Origin of the sequence: Corynebacterium sp. HMSC070E08, from assembly GCF_001808895.1 — a bacterium.
GTDB lineage: Bacteria > Actinomycetota > Actinomycetes > Mycobacteriales > Mycobacteriaceae > Corynebacterium > Corynebacterium hiratae.
The window spans coordinates 105,566-128,141 of the sequence record NZ_KV794796.1; the positions used below are offsets into that span (position 1 = coordinate 105,566).

General features: G+C 63.3%; 24 protein-coding genes and 1 pseudogene. 10 read left to right on the forward strand and 15 right to left on the reverse strand.

The window, feature by feature from the left end; all coding sequences use genetic code 11:
* Positions 1–9: 9 nt before the first annotated feature.
* From HMPREF2526_RS10935 to dapE, 6 genes and pseudogenes are all read right to left on the reverse strand, one after another.
* Positions 10–177 (reverse strand): DUF3117 domain-containing protein, encoded by a 168-nt coding sequence (locus tag HMPREF2526_RS10935; protein ID WP_010187237.1) that lies wholly within the window; start codon positions 175–177, stop codon positions 10–12.
* A gap of 35 nt (positions 178–212) precedes the next feature.
* Positions 213–566 carry a DivIVA domain-containing protein gene (locus HMPREF2526_RS10940; protein WP_049154387.1) on the reverse strand — a complete coding sequence of 118 codons (354 nt, stop codon included), beginning with the start codon at positions 564–566 and terminating at the stop codon, positions 213–215.
* A 3-nt stretch (positions 567–569) separates the two neighbouring features.
* Positions 570–1,306 (reverse strand): annotated as a pseudogene (locus HMPREF2526_RS10945) (glucosyl-3-phosphoglycerate synthase).
* A gap of 3 nt (positions 1,307–1,309) precedes the next feature.
* On the reverse strand, positions 1,310–2,122 hold the full coding sequence (folP, locus tag HMPREF2526_RS10950; RefSeq protein ID WP_210384420.1) for a dihydropteroate synthase: 813 nt from the start codon (positions 2,120–2,122) through the stop codon (positions 1,310–1,312).
* A 26-nt stretch (positions 2,123–2,148) separates the two neighbouring features.
* On the reverse strand, positions 2,149–2,919 hold the full coding sequence (locus HMPREF2526_RS10955; protein ID WP_070509630.1) for an LOG family protein: 771 nt from the start codon (positions 2,917–2,919) through the stop codon (positions 2,149–2,151).
* 7 nt (positions 2,920–2,926) lie between these two features.
* Positions 2,927–4,015, reverse strand: a complete 1,089-nt coding sequence (gene dapE / locus HMPREF2526_RS10960; protein WP_070547280.1) for a succinyl-diaminopimelate desuccinylase — start codon at positions 4,013–4,015, stop codon at positions 2,927–2,929.
* Positions 4,016–4,106: 91 nt separating this feature from the next.
* On the opposite strand from dapE, the gene HMPREF2526_RS10965 reads away from it, so the two are divergent.
* The 6 genes from HMPREF2526_RS10965 (at position 4,107) to HMPREF2526_RS10990 (ending at position 10,050) form a co-directional block, all read left to right on the forward strand.
* A complete protein-coding gene (locus tag HMPREF2526_RS10965; protein WP_070509627.1) occupies positions 4,107–5,465 on the forward strand; it encodes an amino acid permease in 1,359 nt (452 codons plus the stop codon).
* Between the two features lie 18 nt (positions 5,466–5,483).
* Positions 5,484–6,455, forward strand: coding sequence for a 2,3,4,5-tetrahydropyridine-2,6-dicarboxylate N-succinyltransferase (gene dapD, locus HMPREF2526_RS10970; RefSeq protein WP_070547281.1), 972 nt, complete (start codon positions 5,484–5,486; stop codon positions 6,453–6,455).
* Between the two features lie 89 nt (positions 6,456–6,544).
* On the forward strand, positions 6,545–7,978 hold the full coding sequence (locus HMPREF2526_RS10975) for an amino acid permease (RefSeq protein ID WP_070547282.1): 1,434 nt from the start codon (positions 6,545–6,547) through the stop codon (positions 7,976–7,978).
* Positions 7,979–8,462: 484 nt separating this feature from the next.
* Positions 8,463–9,323, forward strand: coding sequence for a DUF559 domain-containing protein (locus tag HMPREF2526_RS10980; protein WP_049154375.1), 861 nt, complete (start codon positions 8,463–8,465; stop codon positions 9,321–9,323).
* A gap of 54 nt (positions 9,324–9,377) precedes the next feature.
* A complete protein-coding gene (locus tag HMPREF2526_RS13540) occupies positions 9,378–9,587 on the forward strand; it encodes a helix-turn-helix transcriptional regulator (protein WP_046648286.1) in 210 nt (69 codons plus the stop codon).
* Positions 9,571–10,050 carry a SoxR reducing system RseC family protein gene (locus HMPREF2526_RS10990; RefSeq protein ID WP_232745310.1) on the forward strand — a complete coding sequence of 160 codons (480 nt, stop codon included), beginning with the start codon at positions 9,571–9,573 and terminating at the stop codon, positions 10,048–10,050. Before HMPREF2526_RS13540 ends, HMPREF2526_RS10990 begins: the two co-directional genes overlap by 17 nt.
* A gap of 443 nt (positions 10,051–10,493) precedes the next feature.
* Here HMPREF2526_RS10990 and HMPREF2526_RS10995 read toward each other — a convergent pair whose 3' ends face one another.
* From HMPREF2526_RS10995 to typA, 8 genes are all read right to left on the reverse strand, one after another.
* Positions 10,494–11,057, reverse strand: coding sequence for a GtrA family protein (locus HMPREF2526_RS10995; RefSeq protein WP_070547283.1), 564 nt, complete (start codon positions 11,055–11,057; stop codon positions 10,494–10,496).
* Positions 11,058–11,164: 107 nt separating this feature from the next.
* Complete coding sequence (locus tag HMPREF2526_RS11000; RefSeq protein WP_070547284.1) at positions 11,165–11,971, reverse strand: pseudouridine synthase; 807 nt, start codon at positions 11,969–11,971, stop codon at positions 11,165–11,167.
* Positions 11,972–13,057, reverse strand: coding sequence for a succinyldiaminopimelate transaminase (dapC, locus tag HMPREF2526_RS11005; RefSeq protein WP_049154371.1), 1,086 nt, complete (start codon positions 13,055–13,057; stop codon positions 11,972–11,974). It abuts the gene before it with no gap.
* A 3-nt stretch (positions 13,058–13,060) separates the two neighbouring features.
* Positions 13,061–13,384 (reverse strand): ferredoxin, encoded by a 324-nt coding sequence (fdxA, locus tag HMPREF2526_RS11010; RefSeq protein ID WP_005327491.1) that lies wholly within the window; start codon positions 13,382–13,384, stop codon positions 13,061–13,063.
* A gap of 50 nt (positions 13,385–13,434) precedes the next feature.
* The gene (locus tag HMPREF2526_RS11015; RefSeq protein WP_049154368.1) at positions 13,435–13,827 is read right to left on the reverse strand and encodes a hypothetical protein; all 393 of its coding nucleotides are present in this window, start codon (positions 13,825–13,827) and stop codon (positions 13,435–13,437) included.
* Positions 13,824–14,693 (reverse strand): PIG-L family deacetylase, encoded by an 870-nt coding sequence (locus HMPREF2526_RS11020; RefSeq protein WP_049154366.1) that lies wholly within the window; start codon positions 14,691–14,693, stop codon positions 13,824–13,826. Before HMPREF2526_RS11020 ends, HMPREF2526_RS11015 begins: the two co-directional genes overlap by 4 nt.
* Positions 14,683–16,284: an ABC transporter family substrate-binding protein gene (locus HMPREF2526_RS11025; protein ID WP_070547285.1), complete on the reverse strand. Its 1,602-nt coding sequence runs from the start codon at positions 16,282–16,284 to the stop codon at positions 14,683–14,685. The genes HMPREF2526_RS11020 and HMPREF2526_RS11025 overlap by 11 nt, the downstream gene beginning before the upstream one ends.
* A gap of 68 nt (positions 16,285–16,352) precedes the next feature.
* The gene (gene typA / locus HMPREF2526_RS11030) at positions 16,353–18,263 is read right to left on the reverse strand and encodes a translational GTPase TypA (protein WP_070547286.1); all 1,911 of its coding nucleotides are present in this window, start codon (positions 18,261–18,263) and stop codon (positions 16,353–16,355) included.
* A 258-nt stretch (positions 18,264–18,521) separates the two neighbouring features.
* On the opposite strand from typA, the gene HMPREF2526_RS11035 reads away from it, so the two are divergent.
* Genes HMPREF2526_RS11035 through HMPREF2526_RS11045 form a run of 3 tightly spaced genes read left to right on the forward strand, consistent with a single transcriptional unit; the run spans position 18,522 to position 20,740 of the window.
* Positions 18,522–19,241 carry an Rv1157c family protein gene (locus tag HMPREF2526_RS11035; RefSeq protein ID WP_070547287.1) on the forward strand — a complete coding sequence of 240 codons (720 nt, stop codon included), beginning with the start codon at positions 18,522–18,524 and terminating at the stop codon, positions 19,239–19,241.
* Positions 19,241–19,777: a ribonuclease FAU-1 family protein gene (locus HMPREF2526_RS11040; RefSeq protein WP_070516799.1), complete on the forward strand. Its 537-nt coding sequence runs from the start codon at positions 19,241–19,243 to the stop codon at positions 19,775–19,777. Before HMPREF2526_RS11035 ends, HMPREF2526_RS11040 begins: the two co-directional genes overlap by 1 nt.
* 42 nt (positions 19,778–19,819) lie before the next feature.
* The gene (locus HMPREF2526_RS11045) at positions 19,820–20,740 is read left to right on the forward strand and encodes a DUF808 domain-containing protein (RefSeq protein ID WP_070547288.1); all 921 of its coding nucleotides are present in this window, start codon (positions 19,820–19,822) and stop codon (positions 20,738–20,740) included.
* 3 nt (positions 20,741–20,743) lie between these two features.
* Here the strand turns inward: HMPREF2526_RS11045 and zupT are convergent, their stop codons facing one another.
* Positions 20,744–21,541 (reverse strand): zinc transporter ZupT, encoded by a 798-nt coding sequence (gene zupT, locus HMPREF2526_RS11050; protein WP_049156397.1) that lies wholly within the window; start codon positions 21,539–21,541, stop codon positions 20,744–20,746.
* 79 nt (positions 21,542–21,620) lie between these two features.
* On the opposite strand from zupT, the gene HMPREF2526_RS11055 reads away from it, so the two are divergent.
* Complete coding sequence (locus HMPREF2526_RS11055; protein WP_246819892.1) at positions 21,621–22,469, forward strand: hypothetical protein; 849 nt, start codon at positions 21,621–21,623, stop codon at positions 22,467–22,469.
* Positions 22,470–22,576: the final 107 nt, after the last annotated feature.

A 22,576-nucleotide genomic window follows, 5' to 3' on the forward strand; every position in this document is an offset into this window, starting at 1 on the left:
GCTCCTAGACTAGCTAGAAACTGCTACGAGGAGTGAACCCAGCTCCGCTGCTTCTTCTTTACTGAGCTCAATGACAATGCGCCCACCCCCGTCAGAAGGAATGCGCATCACGATCTTGCGGGACTCCTCTACCGCTTCCATCTCTCCACCAGTGGTACGGGGCTTCATCGCTGCCATATTGAGTCTCCTTCGACTATTTTTAGAACGTCCTTCTAGTCTAGCTCTTTTTCGGCCGACAGCGGCAGGCTCGTTGCCTCACCCGCGGCGGAAGGTTCCGCAGAATCATCTGCAGAACCGTCAGAAGCCACCGACTCAGCGCCCAGGCGACGCTCCACGGCGGCCAGCAGGGCGTCCACTTGGTCCTGGCGGTAGCCGCGTGTCACGACGTCGAAACGCAGGTCGTCGAAGCGCCCCTCCTCAAGGGCGCGGAGATTCTCCTCGTTGGTATCCACGGCCGTATCGGGAGCCTCCATCACGGTCCCCCGACCCACGATGGTTCCCCACGCCCATGTGCCAATGATGACGAGGGCGATAAGGACGACGATAAGAAGAATCCAGGACATCATGCGCTAAATCTTACCCAGCAGCGGCGGACGTTGGGCAACGGGGCCAACCACGCCCGCGCGGGAGAGGATGGTGCGCGCGACAACATCGGCCATCGGGGCTAGTTCCTCGAGCGGGCGGTTGCGGTGGGCGCGGGTGCCCAGGTCCACCTCGGCGATGGCGTGGGGGCCATAGCGCTTGGCGACGTCTATCAGCAACCCCGCCTCCACCCCGTAGCCCGCCACAAAAGGCAGGCCCAGGGCTGTCTCGCGGCGAATCGCGTACTCCCCGCCCAGAGGTTGATCGATGTGCGCGAGCTCGGGGAAGAACATGCGCAGCAGCGGCTTGGCGCTCAGCTCCGTAACTCGCCCGCCACCGGTGGGCTGGCCGTTCAGGCTGCGCGCGTAGCGCACCTTGACCAGCTGTACGTGGGGATCCACGAAAGGCTCGGTCAGCGCGGTAACCATGCCGGGCGCAGCAGACTCTAAATCCGCGTCGATGAACACGACCACCTCACCACGGGCCGCGGCCACCCCGCGCCACAGGGACTCACCCTTTCCCGGACGCGGTTCCTCGTCCAGCACCTCGCGCCAGTTGCACACCCGGGCACCCGCCGCGGCGGCCCGGGCGGCGTCTCATCGGTGGAGTCGGCGTCGATGACGATGACCTCTAAAGGCTCATCCGCCAGGCAGGCGCGCACGACGTGCGCGACGGTGCGCTCCTCATTCAGCGCAGGGATGACCACAGAAATGCTCGGAAACATGCCTTAGGCCAGCCCCCGCGTCGTCGCGAGCGGCGCCATGTGTCCCTGAATGGCAGCGGTCATGCGGATGACATCGAGCGTCGGGCCCACCTCATGCACCCGAAACGCCGCCACGCCGCGCGCTGCCGACCACGCCGTCGCTGCCAGGGTGCCCGCGACGCGCTGGTCGACGGCTCGGTCGAGGGTCTCGCCCACAAAGTCCTTGTTCGATAAGGCCATGAGCACCGGCCAGCCCGTTGCCACGATCTCATCGATGCGCCGCAACAGTTCCAGACCGTGGAAGGTGTTTTTGCCAAAGTCGTGCGTGGGGTCGATGAACGTCAGCTCCTCCGGGCAGCCGAGGTCGGCGGCGCGCTCCGCCAGTCGCGTGGTCTCGCTGATGACGTCGGCGACCACGTCGTCGAAGTGCACGCGGTGCGGGCGGGTGCGCGGGGTCACGCCACCGGTGTGCGAGCACACGTAACCCACCTTGTGGTGGCCGGCGACTTCGATGAGCTCGGGGTCCCAACCGGCCCACGTGTCGTTGACCAACCCGGCGCCCGCGGCGATAGCTTCCTCTGCGACCTCGGCGCGCCACGTGTCCACGGAGATCAGCGCCTCAGGGCGGCGACGGTGCAGCTCCGCGATGGTGGGCACGACGCGCTCGATTTCCTCGGCCGCGTCGACGTGCTCACCCGGGCCGGCCTTGACGCCGCCGATGTCGATGATGGAGGCGCCGTCGTCAAGCGCCTGCTCAGCACGCTGGATTGCGGGGTCGAGCTCGAAGGTCGCGCCCTTGTCGTAGAAGGAGTCCGGCGTGCGGTTCACAATCGCCATGACCCGCGCGAGGTTGGGGGCAGAGGTCACTTGTCTTCTTGCTCCCGCAGGCGCTTGTCCGACATGACCTTGTGCGCGGCCAGGATGTGGGCGACGGCTTCATCGATATCGTCGGTGACGAGGAAGAGATCGAGGTCCTCGGGATTGATGAACCCACCCTCGGCCAGGGTCTTCTTCATCCACTCCACCAGGCCGGCCCAGTAGTCGGTGCCCATGAGCACGATGGGATAGTTGGTCACCTTGCCGGTTTGGACCATGCACATGACCTCGAAGAACTCATCCATGGTGCCCATGCCGCCGGGCAGACAGATGAAGGCCTGGGAGTACTTGAGGAACATGGTCTTGCGGGCGAAGAAGTAGCGGAAGTTCAAGCCCAGATCCACGTAGGGGTTCAGGCCCTGCTCGTGCGGCAGCTCGATGCCGAGGCCCACAGACAGCCCGCCAGCCTCGTGCGCGCCGCGGTTGGCCGCCTCCATAATGCCCGGGCCGCCGCCGGTGATAACGGCGTACTTGGCTTCCACAAGTCGGCGGCCCAAGGCCACGCCCAGCTGGTAATTCGGGTCATCCTCCGGGGTGCGGGCAGAGCCGAAGACGGTCACGGCCTTGGGCAGCTTGGCCAGGGCGTCGAAGCCGTCCACGAACTCGCCCTGGATGCGCAGGACGCGCCAGGGATCGGCGTGCTGCCACTCATGATCCGCGCCGGACTGCAGCAGGCGCTGGTCGAAGGTGGAGGACTGCTCTCCGGCGGTGCGCACGAGAAGAGGTCCGCGCAGGGTGCGCAGTTGCTCAGGAGTCATGGTGGTGTTATCCCTTCAGGTAATTCAAGAGTGCGGTCGAGACTTCGGTGATCTGGGCGATGGGCACCTGCTCGTCCTTCTTGTGAGCAAAGCCCGGATCGCCAGGGCCGAAGTTAACGGCTGGGGTACCCATCTCGGAGAAACGGGCCACGTCGGTCCACCCGTACTTGGCGCGGACGTTGCCGCCGACGGCGTCGACAAGCGCGCGCGCCGCTGGCTGCCCCAAACCGGGCAGGGCGGCCCCAGCGATGTCATCGACCTCCACGGTGATGTTTTCGTGTTCGCCGAGGACCTCCATTAGGTGAGCCAGCGCCTCCTCGGAGCTGCGGTCGGGGGCGAAGCGGAAGTTGACGAACATCCAGGCCTCATCCGGAATGGTATTGGTGGCCACGCCGGATTCGAGGTGAACGATGTTGAGGCCTTCCTTGTAGGTGCAGCCGTCAATCTCGACGTCGCGTGGCTGGTAGTTGGCCACGTTGAGCATCACCGGCGCCAAGGTGTGCGCCGCGTTGGAGCCCAGCCAGGCGCGGGCCGAGTGCGCGCGAGTGCCGTGGGCGGTAACGCGCACGCGGATGGTGCCTTGGCAGCCGGCCTCGATCATGGCGCCGGAGGGCTCGCCCAGCAGCGCTAGGTCCCCATGCAGCCACTCCGGGTGATCTTTCTGCAGGTGGCCCAGGCCGTTGAATTCGGTGGCGACCTCCTCGCCCTCATAGGCGATGACCGTGAGGTCGTGCTTGAGCTCATCGGAGTTGTACAGCTGCGCAAAGGCGTTAAGGTAGACCGCCATGCCGGACTTCATGTCCACGGTGCCGCAGCCATACATGGTGGCGCCGTCCTCCGACATGGTGTGGGGGACGTTATCGGCCAAGGGCACGGTATCGATGTGACCGGCGAGGACCACGCGGCTTTCAAAGCCCCGGTTCGTCCGGGCGCAGACGGTGTTGCCGTAGCGTTCCACCTCTACTGTGCTCTGGTCCAGACCACGCAGGGCTTCCTCGACGGCATCAGCGATCGCTTGCTCGTGGTGCGAAGGGCTAGGGATATCCACCAGCGCCTTGGTCAGCTCGATGGGATCGGAGAAGAGATTTAAAGTCACAACCCGCCATGCTAGCGCCCCCGGTTGCTTAGTGCATTGCGTAAAGTACTTCCCGTTGCAAACAATCAACAGCGTTGAAGGTGATTTCCCTATGGCTGCGGCCACTCAACTCAAAACCCGCCACCTCACCATGATGGGCCTCGGCTCCGCGGTGGGCGCAGGCCTCTTCCTGGGCGTCGGCCTGGGCATCCAGGTATCCGGCACCTCCGTCCTTATTTCCTATGCGGTGGCTGGTGCGCTCATCGCCTTGGTGATGTGGATGCTCGGCGAGATGGCCGCCGCCCGGCCTTCGTTGGGCGCTTTCTCTACCTATGCGGGCCAGGCCTTCGGGCCCTGGGCCAGGTTTACCTTGGGCTGGATTTACTGGTTCATGCTGGTCATGGTGATGGGCGCGGAGATTACCGGTGCCGCGGCGATTGTCTCCAACTGGTTCGGGGTGGACCCCTGGATTCCGGCATTGGTGGCCGTGGTCTTCTTCGCCATCGTTAACTTTGCCGCCGTGGGTGGCTTCGGCGAATTCGAGTTCTGGTTCGCCATCATCAAGGTGGCCACGATCGTGGCCTTCCTGGGCGTCGGTGTGCTCATGGCACTGGGTATCCTGCCGGGTATGGACCTGTCCATGGCGGGACATAACTTCACGGAGAACTTCCTGCCCAACGGCGGCCCCGGCTTTGCTGCCGGCTTGCTCGCCGTGGCTTTCGCTTTCGGTGGCATCGAACTGGTCACCATTGCCGCGGCGGAATCTGAGGACCCGGCCCACAACGTCGCTACTGCCGTGCGCGCCATCATCGTGCGCATCATGGTCTTCTACATCGGCTCCATCCTGGTCATCACCATGGCCTTGCCTTTCAGCTCCATCCAGGACGCCGATGTGGCCGCGGACTCGCCCTTCACCCTGGTCCTCGCCGCCGCGAAAATCCCCTTCGCCGCGGGATTCATGGAAGCCATCATCGCCTTGGCGCTGCTGTCTGCCTTCAATGCGCAGATTTACGCCACCTCCCGCTTGGTCTACGACATGGCCAAGGACCACAGCGCGCACCACGTCTTCTTGAAGACCAACGTCTCCGGCTCCCCCATTTATGCGGTCGTGCTCTCCATCATCTTTGCCTTCGCGTCGGTGGTGCTGCAGTACTGGAACCCGCCGGGGCTTCTGGCCTTCCTCTTTAACGCGGTGGGCGGCTGCCTGCTGGTCATCTGGTGTTTCATCGTGGCCTCCTACATCAAGCTGCACCCTCAGATGAAGGCCAACGGCGAGCTCACGACGCTGCGTGTGCCGGGCTTCCCCTGGCTGCCGTGGCTGACCGCCCTGGCACTGGTGGGTCTTACGATTCTCATGCTTTTCGACGCCTCCGCCCGCAACCAAGTCCTCGCCGTCCTCATCCTGACCGTTTCCCTGGTTGTGATCTTCCACCTACTCCCGGGTAACAAAAGGCGCGCGTCGAACGCGTAGCTGCTAGGGTGTGACCCTATGACTTCAGCATCCGCACGCGGCCTGGCAACCATTACCCATGACGGCACCGTCCTGGACGTCTGGTTCCCCGCAGTTCACACCGATATCTCTGTAGAAGCCAGCGGCACCGAGCGCTTGGAGGAGGTTCCGCAGCAGTTCGCTGACCTCGTTGGCCCCGACGAGGAGCGCGGCGTCGCCCGCATCGCGGTGGAGACGTCCATCAAGGATCTGGACGAGGCTCCCGCCGACACCTACGACGCTTACCTGCGCCTGCACCTGCTCTCCCACCGTGCAGTCAAGCCTCACGGCCTGAACGTCGACGGTATCTTCGGCAAGCTGGCCAACGTGGTGTGGACCAACTACGGCCCCTGCGCGGTTGCCGATTTCCAGATGGTCCGCGGCCGCCTCGCCTCCCGCGGCCCGGTCGTGGTCTACTCCGTCGATAAGTTCCCGCGCATGGTGGACTACGTTGTCCCGTCCGGCGTGCGCATCGGTGACGCCGACCGCGTTCGCCTGGGCGCCCACCTCGCTGAGGGCACGACCGTGATGCACGAGGGCTTCGTTAACTTCAACGCCGGCACCCTGGGCGCCTCCATGGTCGAGGGCCGTATTTCCGCAGGCGTCGTCGTGGGCGATGGCTCCGATATCGGCGGCGGCGCCTCCATCATGGGCACCCTGTCCGGCGGCGGCAAGGAGGTCATCTCCATCGGTGAGCGCTGCCTGCTCGGCGCGAACTCCGGCGTGGGCATTTCGCTTGGCGACGACGCCGTCGTCGAAGCCGGCCTCTACGTCACCGCCGGTACCAAGATTGCCGTCTTTGGCAAGATCGCGGAGGCCCTGGGCCTGTCTGAGGGCGACACCATCAAGGGCTCCAAGCTCTCTGGTGTTTCCGGCGTGCTGCTGCGCCGTAACTCCGTGACCGGCGCCGTCGAGGCCGTGGACTGGAAGTCTGAGGCTGTGGCCCTCAACGAGGACCTGCACAAGAACTAGGCTTAGCAGCATTAAGGCCCCCGTGTCTGCGGGGGCTTTTCTTGATCCCGGGCCCCTTTATGCCCAACCGACTAAAGCCGCGGCCTAGAATGCTAAAGGTGACTGCTCAAAACGATTCCTCCTCCTCTCGCTCACTCGGCAGCGGCTTGAAGGTCCGCCACCTGACCATGATGGGGCTAGGCTCCACTATCGGCGCCGGCCTTTTCTTAGGCACCGGTGTTGGCATTTCTGCTGCCGGCCCCGCGGTCCTCTTGGCGTACCTCATCGCTGGATTCCTTGCCATCCTGGTCATGCAGATGCTCGGTGAGATGGGCACGGTCATCCCCGCATCCGGCTCCTTCTCCGAATACGCGGAGCACGGCATCGGCCGCTGGGCAGGCTTTACGCAGGGCTGGATTTACTGGCTAGCCACCGTCGCGGTCCTGGGCGCGGAAATCACCGGTGCGGCCGGGTTCATCGGCGCGTGGTTTAACTGCCCGCCCTGGATTCCTGCAGCCATCTGCGTGGCTCTCTTCGGAACCATCAACCTGCTGCGGGTGCGCTTGTTTGGTGAGTTTGAGTACTGGTTCGCCTTCATCAAGGTTGCCGTCATTATTGCTTTCCTCGTTATCGGCGCGCTGCTCATCTTCGGCCTTCTCCCCGGCCACACCTTCATCGGCACGTCAGTCTTCCTTGCCGACGGTTTCATGCCCAACGGCCTTGGCGGCGTGGCCGCCGGCTTGCTTGCCGTGGCCTTCGCCTTCGGCGGCATCGAGGTCGTTGCCATCGCCGCGGCGGAATCCGAGGACCCCGAGAAATCCCTCGTCAACGCAGTGCGCACCACCATTACGCGCATTTCGGTGTTCTACCTGGGCTCTGTCCTCGTCATCACCTTCCTCCTGCCCTATTCCTCGCTCGGCTCCGCGCAGTCTGCCGCCGAGTCGCCGTTCACCATGGTCTTGGACCGCGCGGGAATCCCAGGCGCGGCTGCCATCATGGAAGTGGTCATCGTTCTCGCGCTGCTCTCTGCTTTCAACGCGCAGATCTATGCTTCCTCCCGCATGATGCACTCGCTGGCCTCCCGCGGTGAGGCGCCCAAGCTCTTCGCCGCAACAGATCGCCGCGGCGTGCCAACCGCCGCCATTGCCCTGTCGGTCATCCTCTCCGCGGTGATGGTTGTTCTCAACTATGCAGATACCGGGTGGCTGCTGTCCTTCATGCTCAACGCCGCTGGAGCCTCGCTGCTCATCGTGTGGGTCTTCATCGCGGTGAGCCAGTTGCGCCTGCGCCCACAGCTCGAGGCCATCCACCCGCTGCCGGTGCGCATGTGGGCCTACCCCTACCTCACGTGGTTCGCGCTGGCGCTCTTTGCGGCCATTGCGGTGCTCATGCTTAGCGACGCCTCAGCCCGCATCCAACTCTTCTCCGCCGCCGCCATGTTCGCGGTACTCGCCATCGCCGGTGTCATCAACGCGAAGGCCCGCGGCATTGCCCCGACCTCGCGCCTGCCCCTACCGACGGCCGAGGAGCTCGAGGCCCGCTAGCCGCCCCTCGCCATCTCGCCGCCCCACTCCCTCGTTTCCATCGCCGCCCAACCCCCTCGTTTCCATCGCCGCCCCACCTTTCGCGCTCACCGGCCGACCAGCGTTGTACAGTTTGTCCGCTCTTGGTGGCCGCCAAGGGTCAGGCGCAGGAGCTTACCCACTCAATCACTCCCTTCGCGCTCACCATCGATGAGCTGAAGAGCGCCAGGCACGTGCTCCGTGAGCGCAAAGGGGAAGGCGGAACCAAACGGGGCCGCTTTCCCGCCACGCCTATCACTGACCACCCTTCGCGCTCACCGGCGACCGGGGTGTCGCTTTTTCAAGGCTGCCCGTGGGCGCGAAGGGAGTTTCGGGGCGGGCAAGAGGTGCAAAAATTGCGGACGCGACAGCTTTTTAGCGCAAAATCGACGCCGCAGGGCCAAGTTATCCACAGGCGGGGAATTGACCCTCGACGCGTCGTGAAGCACTGCATACCTTGAGCTTCATGAAGGCATGGACGACCGCGGAGCTTCGCGAGCAGGGCTTGAGCAAGGAGGCAATCAGGCGGAAGCTTCGCGCGGGGACGCTCTTTCGCGTGCACCGCGGGATTTATAGCGACGAGTGGTCGCCGCTTGCCGTGGCGCGGGCTCTGGCACACGGGCTCAGTCGAATACATTTCACGGGCAAGACCGCACAGGAGATTCACCTGGGGAGGAAGCTGACGTTTCCGCTGGAAGCCGAGGGCCCGCGCACGCTTAAGGGCAAAAATTTTCGCGTGACTCATTCACGCCTGTCGGCTACTGCCAAGGTAAATGGCCTGCCTGTTGTTCAGGTGCTGTGGGCAGCCCGTCGTATAGCCGCGGCGTGCGGGCAGCTGCTGGAAGCGCACTACCGCGGCAAAACAGGACCAGCCCGCCTCGAAGATGACCGGCGAAGGATGCGTCGGGTTCCCCGGCGCTTGAAAGAGACTATCCGACGCACGCCGATTGGGGCCGATAGCGTACCGGAGCGCCAGCTCAGCCGAAGGCTTAGCGCGGACGGGATCTTTCCTGAGCACAACGCGCTCATTGCGGGGTACCGCTTTGACCTGAAGATTGGCAAGCTCATCATCGAGGTCGACGGCTGGGAGTACCACAAAAATGATCGGGCGTTTCAAGCGGACCGCTCGAAGCAGAACGCGGCCGTAGCCCATGGGTATACGGTTTTGCGCTTTACTGCCGACGATATCCGCTACCACCTCAACGACGCCTTCTTGCTTATCAAAGCGACTCTTGAGCTGCTCAAAGGACGAAATCCCAAGCTCCCTTCTGCGGCGACCCAGCCTTATTGGACTTGGCACTTATGCATGCAAACATTGCCATCGTGACAAGTTTTCTTTACACTTAGGCATGTAAGAGTTACACACCGTAAAGGAGGCCAGATGGCCGAGCATCAGAACATGGTTCGCAAATGGCGGCGCTGGCTCGAGATGTCTCAAGCCGACCTTGCTGAACGGGCCGGCGTTTCCCGCCAAACTATCGCCAATATCGAACGCGGCAACTACTCCCCCTCCGTCTACCTAGCGCTAGACATCTGCCGCGAACTGGGAAAAACCATCGAAGAAGTCTTTGGAGATGAACAACATGATTAACGCCCTGGCCAACTACACGCTCCGCGAGATCGACCGCGCCTCTCGCGACGAATTCGAGCGCGAGACTTTCTACAAGGCCAACACCATCAGCGCTACCCCGACCCGCTTCCTCGAGCTCGTCGCCGCAGCCATCCTCGCCTGGGTCCTTCCTGGTCAGATGAGCATGCTGTGCTTCCTCGCCATCGCACCGTCTATCATCGGCAATCTCTTCGGCACGGCGTGGCTGCGCAAGCGCGTCGCCACCCCGCCTGTTGGCCGCATTTGGCCTGCGATGACCGTCTACCTCATCCCGCTCATTGTGATGTTCGTTGGAATTGCCCACAACGCTTACGCACCGGACTCCACCTCCTACTTGCTTGGCGCTGGGGCTGGCGTGACCGCCGCCATCATCTTCACGCCATTCCTTCGCCGCCGCCAGCATCAACGCGACCAGGCCCGCCTCGACTCCGAGCTCGACGACTAGACCGCACTGCCCGGCCAATCCCCATCCATCCCGCCCTTCGCGCTCACCGCGGACGGCGGGTCTTGCTTTTTACAGGCGCCGGTGAGCGCCAAGGGTAGTTCAAGCCGATACTGCCGGCCCCCGCAAAGAATGCAGCCTTGCCCTGCCCCGCTAAACCGCTGCCGCCGCCCCTTCCCGCTCACTGTAAACGGGAACTAGCGAATCTATTAGATGCCGGTGAGCGCAAAGGGCGGGTTTCCGATTTTCGTCCCTAAGCGCTCACCAGCACGATGGAGCGGTTCCACGCCGTGTCTCCAGTGAGCGCGAAGGAAGCGGTGCGTGCCGACGCCTCCCTTCCCGCTCACCGCCGCGACACAAAGGCCCCGCAGCCTTACGCTGGTGAGCGCGAAGGGTGCGGGGCGAGGCGGGGCGAGAGCGCGAGGCGGCGGGGCGAAGGGCTGGTTTTAAGCCGGTTCGGTCTCGTGGACCACGACCGGCGCCTTGGGCGTCGAGCGGAACGTCCACAGCTTATTGAAGATGAAGTTAATCGGCATCGCCACCACGATGGAAATGGCATTGGCCCAGTAGTACATCGTGCGGAAGCCCGTGGAGTCATCGAAAATATCAGGCGGCAGTTGCAGCGGCGAGGTCGGATTCATCAGCAGGTACTGCACCGCGAGGGTAACCAGGTAGGCGCCGATACCCGTGATGAGGAACGGGAAGAACCCGCGCAACCAAGACACCTTGTTCACGGACTTAAACGTCCACATGCGGTTGAGCTGGTAATTCCAGGTATTCGCCACCAAGAAGGCAATCGTGGAAAAGAGCATGAACCAACGCACGTGGAACTGCGTGCCGAACAGGTTGAACATCGCGTCATGCGGCGTGGCACCAAACCACGCCAAACCGCACTTTGCAGCCACAATCGAAGTCGCAATGTTGACCAACGTGCCCGAACCACCGACCAGACCGAACTTAATGAACTGGCCAAGATTCGAGGCAAAGCGAGCAAAGCTCAGATCCGCCATGGACACGCCCTTCGTACAAAATGCTCAATTATGATGAATAAAACTTCGTCCGAGTCTAGTCCCTCGCGAAGCGCAAACTAAAACGCGCGCCGCAAGAGCGCCGAATCTCACAGCTGAAACTCACGCTTCTCACCAGAAAGCGGATCCTTAAAGCTCAAAGCGACGTGAGTAAGCCGCAGGGGCGTGGAAAAATCGTAGAGGGACAACCCGCGATCCACCGGATAAGTATCATCCCCCACAATCGGATGCCCCAGGTGGTTAAGCACCACGCGAATCTGGTGGGTATGGCCGGTCAGTGGCCAGACATCGGCCACCGTCCCCCGAGCGCGCACCCGAGTCACCGTAGGCGTGCCGATAGGATCCACGCGGACCTGGCGCTCACCCCGCACTCGCCGCATGCCCAGCTGCACCGTGCCGTCGAAGGAGAAGGGCGCGGCCACCCGAGCACGGTAGCGCTTCACCACCGCACGCTCCTGAAAAAGCTGCTGGTACGCAGCGCGCGTGCGCGGATTACGCGAGCACAGCACCAACCCCGACGTCAACCGGTCCAGCCGGTGCAGCGGCACAATAGAGTCCTCCCCGTAGTCCACGCGCAGGCGGGTTTGGAGGGTCTCGCGCACGATGCGCCCGTTCGACGTCGTGGGCAGAAAGTGCGGCTTGTCCGCGACTATCAGGTCCCCGTCCTCAAACACCACGCGGTAATCAAACGGAATAGGCTCTTCGGAAGGCACCGAAGGGTGATACCAGGCCAGCGTTGGGCCGGGAAGCACAGTGCCGGGCTCTAAGCGAGTACCGGGCGAAAACGCGGAATCGCCCGCCTCACCTGCCCAATAGGTAGGAGTGGCGGGCACGATGCCCGTGAGCATCACCTTACGCGGGCTAATCCCCTCCCGCGCTGGTGGGCGAAAGGCCATTTACGCAGCCAAGCGGGCCACGGCTGCGGCGATGCGCTCATCAGTGCCGTTGAGGCCAATGCGCACGAATTGCTCGCCCGCTGGGCCATAGAAGTCACCCGGTGCAACGAGGATGCCGCGCTCGGCCAGCCAGTCGACGGTCGCCCGGCAGTTCTCACCGCGCGTTGCCCACAGGTAGAGCCCAGCCTCGGAGTGCTCGATCCGAAAGCCCGCGCCGGTCAGTGCCCGCATGAGATCCACACGGCGCGCGGCGTAGCGTTGGCGCTGGAGGGCTTCGGAGGGGTCGTCGTCAAGCGCGGCGACCATGGCCGCCTGGATGGGGCCTGGAACGATGAGCCCTGCGTGCTTGCGCAGCTCCAGCAGCTCCGCGATGAGCTGGGCATCGCCCGCGAAGAAACCGGCACGGTAAGAAGCCATGTTCGCGCTCTTGGACAGCGAATGCATCGCAATGAGCCCGGTGTTGTCGCCATCGGTCACGCGCGGATCCAGGATGGACACCGGCGGGTTCTCATCATCCCAGCCCAGGCCCATGTAGCACTCGTCCGAGGCCACGATGGCGTTGTTCGCGCGCGCCCAGGCAACGATCTCACGCAGCTTCTCGACGCCCAACACCCGGCCCGTCGGATTCGACGGCGAGTTGATGAACACGAGCGACGCATCCTGGAAATCCTCATCGGCGCGCAGAGGCTTGGCACCGGCCAGAAGTGCACCGACTTCATAGGTGGGATAAGCCACCGTCGGGAAAGCCACGGTCTCGCCGCGCATGCCCAGCAAGGTAGGCAGCCAGGCGATAGCTTCCTTAGTGCCGATGACCGGCAGCACCGCGTCCACGTTCATGTTGTAGCGGCGCTGCAGCGCCTTCGCAATGGCCTCGCGCAGCTCCGGGGTGCCCTGTGTCTGCGGGTAGCCGGGGGCCTCGGCCGCTGCGGACAGCGCTAACTGCACGCCTGGGGCCACCGGATCGACGGGATTGCCCACCGATAGGTCAACGATCCCGTCCGGGTGCGCCTGTGCTTTCTTCTTGGCGTCAGCAAGCGAGTTCCACGGAAAATCCGGGAGCGTGTCTCCCAGCGGCGTGCGGCTCATCTATTACTCCTGGTTCTGAGGCGGGAGTGCAGCGATCATCGGGACATCAAAGTCCTGCGGGCCGAGCGCAGCTGCGCCGCCCGGGGAGCCGAGATCATCAAAGAAGGCGGCGTTAGCATCGTTGTAGTCCAGCCACTCATCCGGGACATCATCCTCGTAGAAGATGGCCTCCACCGGGCAAGCCGGCTCACAGGCGCCGCAGTCCACGCACTCGTCCGGGTGGATGTAGAGCATGCGCTTGCCCTCGTAGATGCAGTCGACCGGGCACTCTTCAACGCAGCCGCGGTCCATCACGTCGACGCAAGGCTGCGCGATGGTGTAAGTCATAAGGTGTTTAAACTCCTGTGTGTCACGGGTTTTCTACGACTAACAGTATGCTACTCCGAGGCGAAAAATGGCCAAACGCTACCCGCGATTCCCGCGGCGAACAGCAGCAGGCTGAGAATATTATTGGCCAGCAAGCTACCGTCCCCGATAGCGGCACCCAGCATGAACGCGAGGAAACCCGCCACCCAAGCTAAACCGGGCAAGCCCGCGATGTAGGGATTCTCACTCCACAGCCGCGCTGTGCGGGTCAGCACCCCGTTGAACCAAAAGGCGATGAGGATGGTGATCGGAAAGGCCACGCTGGCCCCGTCGAACCATGGCACGCGGGCGGTGAGATAGACCACCTCTAAGGTCAGCGAGCAGAGTGCGCCTAAGACGAGCCACACTAGGCCCCCTACTTGCTCGCCGCGGGAGAAGTCGGTGCGGATTGCGCGCTCGCTCATTTCTCCCCCAGCAATGAATCCTGCAGCTCACCTTGGCCCAGCTGGTAGAACTCGTGGCGCAGCAGCGGCATGGTGAGCAGGTTGGACAAGGCATAGGCAGCGGGAACCTCCGCGGGATCCTTCAAGCCCGCCTGGGCGGCGTGAGGGTTGACGGTAGTGAGGGAGCCGTCGGCAAGCCAGATCTGCGTGGCGTGGGCCAGCATCGCTGCGCGCTTGGCGCTGAGAGCCGCGTCAGTGAGCTCGTAGGCCACATCGCAGCCAGCATTGGTGAAGTTATCCAGGTACTCCTTATCGGGCAGGCTCCAGCCCTCCGGAGGGGTAACAGCATCGAGGCCGCGGTAGTGCGCGGCGCGCTCAAAGACGGCCCACCAGATGCGCTGCTCAGGCGAGGCAGCCGCATGCACGGCCTTGTGCACAGCGATATGGTCGGGGTGCCCGTAACCGCCGTCCGGGCCATAGGTCAGCACTGCATGTGGACGCAGCGCGACAAGGTGGCCCCGCATCAGGTCGGCGGCCTCTTCCACGCGGTTGACCAGGGCCCGCGGATTCTCGTGAGCGGGCGAGCCTTCCATGCCGGAATCGCGGAAGTGCCCGAAACCACCCAGCTGAATACCGTCGACGCCTAAAGCGTCGAGCGCGTGCTTAAGCTCCCAGGCGCGGAACCCTCCCAGCTGGTCGGTCTCCGCGAGGCCCTGGTAGGGCTCGCCGATGATCTCGCCTTCCTCTCCCAGCGTCGCGGTAATCAGCGTGACCTGCGCGCCGCGCGCGGACAGGTCCGCCAACGTTCCGCCGGTAAAAAGCACCTCGTCATCTGGGTGGGCATGAACGGCCACGACACGGTAGCCAGTGAGATCCTTAGTCATCATCTTTCCTCCACTGCGGTGCGCTGATGAGGCCGGAGTCCCAGTCCTCAATGCTTTGTCCGGGGCCAACAATACCCTTGCCCAAAGCATGGATACGCACCTCGTTGAGCAGCGGAACGAAGAGCGCTTCCTCCCTGTTGAGATGCTCTACGCGATCCTGCGCGGTCGCGGAATCCACGTCGCCAGAGAGAATACCCAGGGCAGTGTCGGCGGAGTTTTCCGGGCAGTACCCAGACAACGTTGCCGCCGGGCGCGTGGGTGTCGCGCACACGAAATAGTTGGCCAGGCTGAGTGCGTCCTCGCCGTTCTCATCCCACGCCACCACAGCATCCACCTTGCCCGCCGGGAGCAGGTCGGAGGTAATCGTGGTCAGGCGTTCGGTGACGACCTCCGCGTCGATGGCCTTGGCTTGGAGCACGTCCACGATGGTGGTGGCCGCCGCCAAGGCGGTGGGGTACTGGGGATCCACGGCAATCCGCACCGGCTTGCGGCCCGCACGCTCGCGCAATGGGGCGAGCTCCGCGTGGCTATCGAAGGGATTGTTCCCAGCCTTGAGCTCCGAGGCGCGGCCGGTGGCGAGGCGGGCTAGTTGGTCGGTGTCGAGAAGCGAGGCTAACGCACGGCGTTGCGCCTGCTCATCGAGTGCTCCCTCAACCGCCGACATGTTCAGCCGCAGCTGGCGTTGCCGGGTCACCACACCGGTATTGACGTTGCTGAGCAGGCTCAAATTCTCCAGGGTGGTCTGCTGCGGGGTGATATCAGCAAAACCGATCTGGTGCGAGCGCAACATGTTCACCGCCTGCGCGGTATCGCGCACAGCGCGCAGCTGAATGACGTCGATATTCGCGGGATCTTCTCCCCAGAACCGGTCGTTGCGGTTGAGGGTAATGATTCCCCGGCCGCGATCCATTCCGGCGACGAGGTAGCGCCCGGCCGAGGCGGGGATCCCGTCCGCCAGGGCCGAGGCGAAATCGCGGTCTTCCAGGAGGTGGGAGGGCACGAGGTTGGCAAAGAGCTTCTGCCAATCCTCCACGCGATGGGCAAAGTCAACGGTGACCACGCGCCCATTCCCGGAGGTCCGCACGGCTGTAATTGCCCGGTAGCCAGCCACGTCCTTCGCGCCCGGCGTGCGCGTTATCTGTGACCACAGGTAGTTAAAATCGGAGCCGCTGATCGGCGTGCCATCCGACCATTGCGCCGGCCCGGCGATGGTATAGCGTACCCGCATGGCAATGCTGCCGGGGGCTTCGATCTCCTCTGCGGATTCCAGGACATCCGTATCCATCTCAGAGCCGTGGAAAGCTGAAGGAAGGACCAGCTCCGCAATCTGGTTGACCAGCTCGGAGTTGTTCGCCACTAGGTGTGGGTTGAGCCCACCGCGCAGCGGGTCCACCCCAATCGCCACGGTGCTGCGCTCCGGCAGAAGGTCCTCTTCGGGTGCTACCTCAGGTGGCGGGGCCGTGGTGCTGGAATTCGTTGGAGTGGTACTGCGATCGTTCTCATCTACCACCGGCGGCGGACCGGGGTTGGCCTGGCAGGCGGTAAGCAGGGCGGCTGCGAGGATAACGCCAAGCCGAGGCAGGAAACGGTCCACTCCACACAACCTTTACATTCCGAAAACTTTCCCTACCACTGTAGTTGCCCGGGGCGGCGCTGAGCGAACTACTTGTTGAGCTGCTTGGCGCGGGCGGCCGCGCGCTTGCGGTCGGTGGCGGACAGCTCGACCTTGCGCACGCGCAGGACGTTCGGGCCGACCTCAACGCACTCGTCGGTACCACAGAACTCCAGCGCCTCTTCCAGGGACAGGGTCCGGGCCTTGGCCAGGGTGACGGTGGCGTCCGCGGTGGCGGAGCGCATGTTGGTCAGCTTCTTTTCCTTGGTGATGTTGATATCCATATCCTCATCACGGTTATTGGCGCCGACAACCATGCCCTCGTAGGCCTCCATGCCCGGCTCCACGAAGAAGTCACCGCGGTCCGCCAGCTGCTGGAGGGCGTAGGCGGTGATCTGTCCGGAACGGTCGGCCACCAGAGATCCGGTCGGGCGGGCCTTGATGTCGCCGGCCCAGACGTCGAGGCCATCGGATATGGAGTTGGCGATGCCAGCGCCGCGGGTCTCCGTCATGAACTGGGTGCGGAAACCGATGAGACCGCGGGCGGGAACGCGGAAGACCATGCGGACCCAGTCGCCCTCGCGCACGTCCATGGACTGCATCTGCCCCTTGCGGGTGGCCAGCAGCTGGGTAATAGCGCCCTGGTGCTCGGAGGGGGAATCGATGGTGAGCATCTCATAGGGCTCCATCGTCTTTCCGTCGATGACCTGGGTGACTACCTGCGGCTTACCGACGGTCAACTCGAAGCCCTCGCGGCGCATGTTCTCGATGAGTACGGAAAGCGCCATCTCGCCGCGGCCCTGGACTTCCCAAGCGTCGGGACGCTCGGTCGGCAGCACCTTGATGGAGACGTTACCGATGAGCTCCTGGTCCAGGCGGGCCTTGACCAAGCGGGCGGTGAGTTTATCGCCGCCGCCCTGGCCTGCCATCGGGGAGGTGTTGACGCCGATGGTCATGGAAATAGCCGGCTCATCGACCTTGATACGCGGCAGCGGCTGCGGGTTCTCCACGTCCGCGATGGTGTCACCAATCATGATGTCGGAGATACCGGAGATGGCTACGATGTCACCGGCGATGGCCTCGGTATCCGGCTGGCGTTGGAAGCCGACGGTGCGCAGCAGCTCTGCCACCTTGACGGTCTTGGTGTGCATCTCCCCTTCCTCGTCGTAGTGCATCCAGGCCACCTGCTGGCCCTTCTTGAGGGTGCCCGAGTAGATACGTAGCAGGGCGATACGACCAAGGAAGTCATCGGAGTCCAGGTTGGTCACGTGTGCCTGCAGAGGAGCGTCAACCTTGGCGGAGGGCTCGGGGAGGACGTCATAAATAACGTCGAAAAGCGCCTGCAGATCATCGGCGTTCGGGACGTTGCCGTTGCCTGGGTTCTCGGTGGAAGCCTTGCCCTCGCGGCCGGAGGTGTACAGGACGGGCAGATCCAGCAGCTCCTCGGCGGCAGCGGCAGCTTCCTCGTCCTCGAGGCCGGCGGCGATTTCCAGCAGCAGGTCCTGGGCCTCGGTGACAACCTCGTCAATGCGGGCGTCTGGGCGGTCGGTCTTATTCACACAGATGATGACCGGCAGCTTCGCCTCCAGTGCCTTGGTGAGGACGAAGCGGGTCTGCGGGAGGGGGCCTTCGGAGGCGTCGACAAGCAGCACGACGCCGTCCACCATGGAGATACCGCGCTCGACCTCGCCGCCAAAGTCAGCGTGACCTGGGGTATCGATGACGTTGATGATGAGATCCCCGCCGTCCTTGCCCAGGCCCTTGCGGTGGATGGCGGTGTTCTTCGCCAGAATGGTGATGCCGCGCTCGCGCTCCTGATCGTTGGAGTCCATGACGCGATCCGAGTGTTCGCCATGGTCGCCGAAAGCGCCGGACTGCTCCAGCATGCCGTTGACAAGGGTGGTTTTACCGTGGTCAACGTGCGCGACGATGGCTACGTTACGGAATTCAGTATTACTCACGTGTGGGGTGCTCCTTCAAAGCATGGTGCGTTAGCGATGTGAACGGCCCTTAAATATACTCTCTAGCCCTTTGATGTGCAGCATCGCGCGGGATGTAACAGATTGATATCAAGAACCGACATACCGCACAGTAGGGCTCTAAAAAGAGTTGACTACGCCGAAAAAGTGAATATTGTGACAGCAGATACTATTGTGACTGACGTGATCACTGTGTAGTTTCTGTGACGTCACTTCCCCACCCACACGCAAGGATTCTCCATGGCCTTTTCTGAACAGCACTCCACCGGCTCCGCCCGTCGCGGCGTAGCCGGACTCACTGCTGCCCTGATGATGGGCCTGCTCAGCATCACGCCCGCACATGCCGGCGCCCCTGATCTCTCCTCGCTGGTGAACGTCCCCCAGAGCAGCAACCCGCTGGACAGCCTCGGTCGTCCCACCCCGGAGACGCAGGAGCGCGTTCGTGCTTTCGCGGCACAGCCATGGATCCCGCAGGAGGCCCGTAGCGCCATCCTCACCGCACTCAACTTCACCGCTGGTGAAGGCGGCGAGGGCGGCGTCGCGATGCCGGAGGGAAATAACCCCGGCTTCCGCCAGTTCTACTGGCCCACGGTCTCCGCGCAGTGCATCGGCGGGCAGGGCGATTCGGTGGGTTCCGCCATCGCCGTGCCTGGCCCGACCGAGATGCCGGCCCCAGGCGCAGGCGAAGGCGAAGCCGTCTTCCTCTTCACCGCCCTGGGCACCCCGACCGCCGCTGAAGAGCAGGGCGCCATGCGCGTTCAGTGGTTCAACCTGGACACCTTCCAGTTCGGCACCACACCCCTCTTCAACAACGGCATCAACACCGATGGGCCAACCACGGTCTCGGGCCGCGCAACGACCGGCAAGGGAACCATCGTGGCGGTTCTCTCCGGTGCGGTTAACACTGCTGAATCCTCGTGTTCCTTCCCACCTACCGCGGCTTTCCTCGAGGTGAACTAATGAGCACAGACCTGCACCCAGTCAAGCAAGAGACCTTCAATACGGCCGACAACATCAATGTCGACCCGAAAGGTTTCCAGCGCGAGGTAGACACCTACCGGGTCACCGACTTTGGCCTCTACATGGCCCGCGGCGCTAACCACCCGCGCTTCGGCTACCTCGAGTCTTGGCTGCTGCCGGAGCTCGGCCTGCGCGCCAATATCTTCCACTTCCGTGAAGGTGTGGACGTGCACCAAGACTTCTACATCGACGTTGCCGATATCGACATTGACGGGGACGTGTGGACCACCCGCGATCTCTACGTCGACTTGGTCTCCACCTCCGGCGAGCCGGTTGACGTGCTCGACATCGACGAGCTAGCCGCCGCCACCTCCAACGGCCTTATCAGCGCGGAGGAAGCCGAGCGCGCCATGGAGCGCACGCTGGCCGCCGTCGAGGGCATCACGCGCTACGGCGATGACGCCATGAATTGGTTGCGCACGCTGGGAATGGACCTTACTTGGGCAGAAAATGTGGAGCTCGTTCCTGCCGAGTAACCTAGGGTGAGTACTTCTCCCCTACCTTAAAGGATGTGAGCCATGGCCGGTGGCCTCTTTGCCCTGCTTGACGACGTCGCCCTGATCGCCCGCTCCGCTGCCTCCAGCGTCGACGACGTGGCAGCGTTGGCCGGCAAAACCTCGGCGAAAGCAGCGGGAGTCGTCGTCGATGACGCCGCTGTCACGCCTCAATATGTCCAGGGCGTCAAGCCGCAGCGTGAGCTGCCCATGATTTGGCGCATCACCAAGGGCTCGCTCATCAACAAGCTGGTCATCATCCTTCCCATCGCGCTCATCCTGTCCTGGATCGCGCCGTGGGCGCTCACCCCTATCCTCATGTGCGGAGGTACGTACCTGTACTTCGAGGGGGCGGAGAAGATCTTCCATGCTGTCCTTCACCGCGGTGAGAAGGACGAAAAGACCGTGGAAGAAAAGGGCCCCGATGCCGAGGACTCCCTGGTGAAATCCGCTATCACCACCGACCTCATCCTGTCGGCCGAAATCATGGTGATCTCCCTCAACGAGGTCATTGATCAGCCCTTCTGGCTGCGCCTCGGTGCCCTGGTCACCGTCGGCGTGCTTCTCACTTTGGGTGTCTATGGCGCCGTCGGGCTGCTAGTCAAGATGGATGACATCGGCGTCGCCCTGCTCAAGCGTCACGATGGTGACTCTGCCCTGGGTACCGCATTGGTCAAGGGAATGCCCATCGTGCTCAAGATCATCGGCATTATCGGCACCGCCGCCATGCTGTGGGTCGGCGGCCACATCGTGGTCAAGGGCCTGAGTGAATTCGGCGCCGAGCAGCCATATGGCTTTATCCACCACGTGACAGAGAGCATCAACAACGGCGCCCTCGCCTGGTTGGCGGACACCGGCTTGTCCATGCTGTGCGGCTTTATTCTGGGCGCCGTCATCGTCAGCATTGTCATGGCGGTCAAGGCCACCGCCGAGCGCGTGAAATAACCTCTAAATAAACAGCGCGAGTGAAACCGCCATGACCGCCATGCCGGCGATAAGGCCGTAGATGGCGCAGTGGTGTTCGCCGGTTTCCTCCGCCGTGGGCAAGAGCTCATCGAGGGAGATGAACACCATGATGCCGGCGATGACGGCGAAGCTGATGCCAAATGTCATCGGCCCGATAAACGGCATCAGCAGCGCGAAGCCGATGAGAGCGCCGAGGGGCTCGGCCAGCCCCGATAACGTGGCCCACCAGAAGGCCTTCTTCCGCGAGCCCGTTGCGCTGCGCAGGGGTACCGCCACCGCAATGCCCTCGGGGATGTTGTGAATGGCGATAGCCACGGCAACGGGGATGGCGATCTCCGGGGCTTCCAGGCCCGAGAGGAACGTGGCGAAGCCCTCCGGGAAATTGTGAATGGCCAGCGCGAAGGCGGTGAACATGCCGGTCTTCATCAGCCTTTTGCGCCGCGCCTCTTCTTCGGTCGTGGCCGGCTCGTGCGGGTTGATCTCCTCGGGCACCAAGCGGTCAATGATCGCGATAATCGCAATGCCCGCGAAGAATGCCGCCATCATCGTCCAGGTGGCGCGCGCTTCGTCCCCGAGGGTGCTTTCTAGTTTCTTCAGGGCCTCCGGCAAGATTTCCATGAAGGAGACGTAGAGCATCACACCTGCGGACAGGCCCAGGGCAGCGGCCATGAACTTCGGGCCAGGTTCTCTCTTGCCTACGGCGAGGGCACCTCCGATGGACGTCGACAAGCCAGACAGCAGCACGAGGCTGAAAGCGAACGCGATGGTGGCTAAGTCCATAGTGGCAAACTATAGCGTGTCCAACCCGGCCTCTGCGTAAGCTTGGAAGGAGTCCATCGCTTCCCATCTGACTCACGAGGTGACTGTCGCAACCATGGTGCTGTATCCGCTGGCTCCGTCTTATTTTGGTGTCGAGCACGTCGCGATTCTTGAGCACGTCAACTTTTCCACCGCACTGAGCATCCCGGGGTTGGCGCAGCATCCTGCGCTCGTCGACGTGTCCTTGCTCCCCGAGCCCACAACGGGAGGCTGGCGTGTGCGCTCGGATTTTGGTTTTCTAGGCGCGCTCGATGGCGAGGAGTCCGCCGAGTATCCCGCTCTCAACCGTCTGCGCACGGCGGCGATGACTCCAGCAACACATGCCACCGTCGAGATCGTTGACGGCGAGATAGAAGTTGCCGTTGCTCTGGGCCTCGACCCGTGGATGATTCCCGCAGACAATCAACCGGCGGGCACCGCCCTGCTCAGCGGGGGCCACGGCGCCCTCGTTCGCGTCGTGGAGGGAGAGCTCACCGCGCATCAGCTGCGCGAGATGGGCACCAAGCAGTTCTTCGTGACGCTCGCGCTTCTCGACGACACCGTCCTCGCCACCCACGACAACCTCGTCCTCGGACCGTGCGCGGAGCTCTCCGATGCCCCGGCGCTGGCCGCCGCGTTCGCAGCTGCTTCCCAGTCCGGGGCTTCCCTCGCTGCCCGCGCTTATGCGGCTGGAGGGCGCATCGCCGTGGACCTTCCCCTCGACCCCGCAGACGCTGCTGAGCTCTTCGCACCCGCGGTCCCGCCGTTGCCGCTCGACCCGGAGAAGCCCGCCATCCCCCCGGCACTCGACCCTGATGCCGACTGGGAGTTCACCACGCCTGCGGATCCCCTCGCCTCACCGCTGCCCACCGGCTCACGTACCTTCACGTCCCCTAAAGACACCTTTTAACTGGCACCTTATGCACTTGCGCTAATTCATTGACCTGGGCTTTCTCCGAAACCCGCCCGCAAACGGTGCCTTTACTGGCTCTTCCGGTTTTAGAGTGCGTAGCGGGG

Excerpts from the sequence above, each read along its gene's own strand:
- HMPREF2526_RS10965 (WP_070509627.1), top strand. The coding sequence starts at position 4,107 with ATGGCTGCGGCCACTCAACTCAAAACCCGCCACCTCACCATGATGGGC.
- HMPREF2526_RS10990 (WP_232745310.1), top strand. The coding sequence starts at position 9,571 with ATGAACAACATGATTAACGCCCTGGCCAACTACACGCTCCGCGAGATC.
- HMPREF2526_RS10955 (WP_070509630.1), bottom strand. The coding sequence starts at position 2,919 with ATGACTCCTGAGCAACTGCGCACCCTGCGCGGACCTCTTCTCGTGCGC.
- HMPREF2526_RS10995 (WP_070547283.1), bottom strand. The coding sequence starts at position 11,057 with ATGGCGGATCTGAGCTTTGCTCGCTTTGCCTCGAATCTTGGCCAGTTC.
- HMPREF2526_RS10980 (WP_049154375.1), top strand. The coding sequence starts at position 8,463 with ATGAAGGCATGGACGACCGCGGAGCTTCGCGAGCAGGGCTTGAGCAAG.
- HMPREF2526_RS10935 (WP_010187237.1), bottom strand. The coding sequence starts at position 177 with ATGGCAGCGATGAAGCCCCGTACCACTGGTGGAGAGATGGAAGCGGTA.
- HMPREF2526_RS13540 (WP_046648286.1), top strand. The coding sequence starts at position 9,378 with ATGGCCGAGCATCAGAACATGGTTCGCAAATGGCGGCGCTGGCTCGAG.
- dapD (WP_070547281.1), top strand. The coding sequence starts at position 5,484 with ATGACTTCAGCATCCGCACGCGGCCTGGCAACCATTACCCATGACGGC.
- HMPREF2526_RS11040 (WP_070516799.1), top strand. The coding sequence starts at position 19,241 with ATGAGCACAGACCTGCACCCAGTCAAGCAAGAGACCTTCAATACGGCC.
- fdxA (WP_005327491.1), bottom strand. The coding sequence starts at position 13,384 with ATGACTTACACCATCGCGCAGCCTTGCGTCGACGTGATGGACCGCGGC.
- HMPREF2526_RS11035 (WP_070547287.1), top strand. The coding sequence starts at position 18,522 with ATGGCCTTTTCTGAACAGCACTCCACCGGCTCCGCCCGTCGCGGCGTA.
- HMPREF2526_RS11000 (WP_070547284.1), bottom strand. The coding sequence starts at position 11,971 with ATGGCCTTTCGCCCACCAGCGCGGGAGGGGATTAGCCCGCGTAAGGTG.
- HMPREF2526_RS11015 (WP_049154368.1), bottom strand. The coding sequence starts at position 13,827 with ATGAGCGAGCGCGCAATCCGCACCGACTTCTCCCGCGGCGAGCAAGTA.
- zupT (WP_049156397.1), bottom strand. The coding sequence starts at position 21,541 with ATGGACTTAGCCACCATCGCGTTCGCTTTCAGCCTCGTGCTGCTGTCT.
- dapC (WP_049154371.1), bottom strand. The coding sequence starts at position 13,057 with ATGAGCCGCACGCCGCTGGGAGACACGCTCCCGGATTTTCCGTGGAAC.
- folP (WP_210384420.1), bottom strand. The coding sequence starts at position 2,122 with ATGGCGATTGTGAACCGCACGCCGGACTCCTTCTACGACAAGGGCGCG.
- HMPREF2526_RS10940 (WP_049154387.1), bottom strand. The coding sequence starts at position 566 with ATGATGTCCTGGATTCTTCTTATCGTCGTCCTTATCGCCCTCGTCATC.
- HMPREF2526_RS11020 (WP_049154366.1), bottom strand. The coding sequence starts at position 14,693 with ATGATGACTAAGGATCTCACTGGCTACCGTGTCGTGGCCGTTCATGCC.
- HMPREF2526_RS11045 (WP_070547288.1), top strand. The coding sequence starts at position 19,820 with ATGGCCGGTGGCCTCTTTGCCCTGCTTGACGACGTCGCCCTGATCGCC.
- HMPREF2526_RS10975 (WP_070547282.1), top strand. The coding sequence starts at position 6,545 with ATGCTAAAGGTGACTGCTCAAAACGATTCCTCCTCCTCTCGCTCACTC.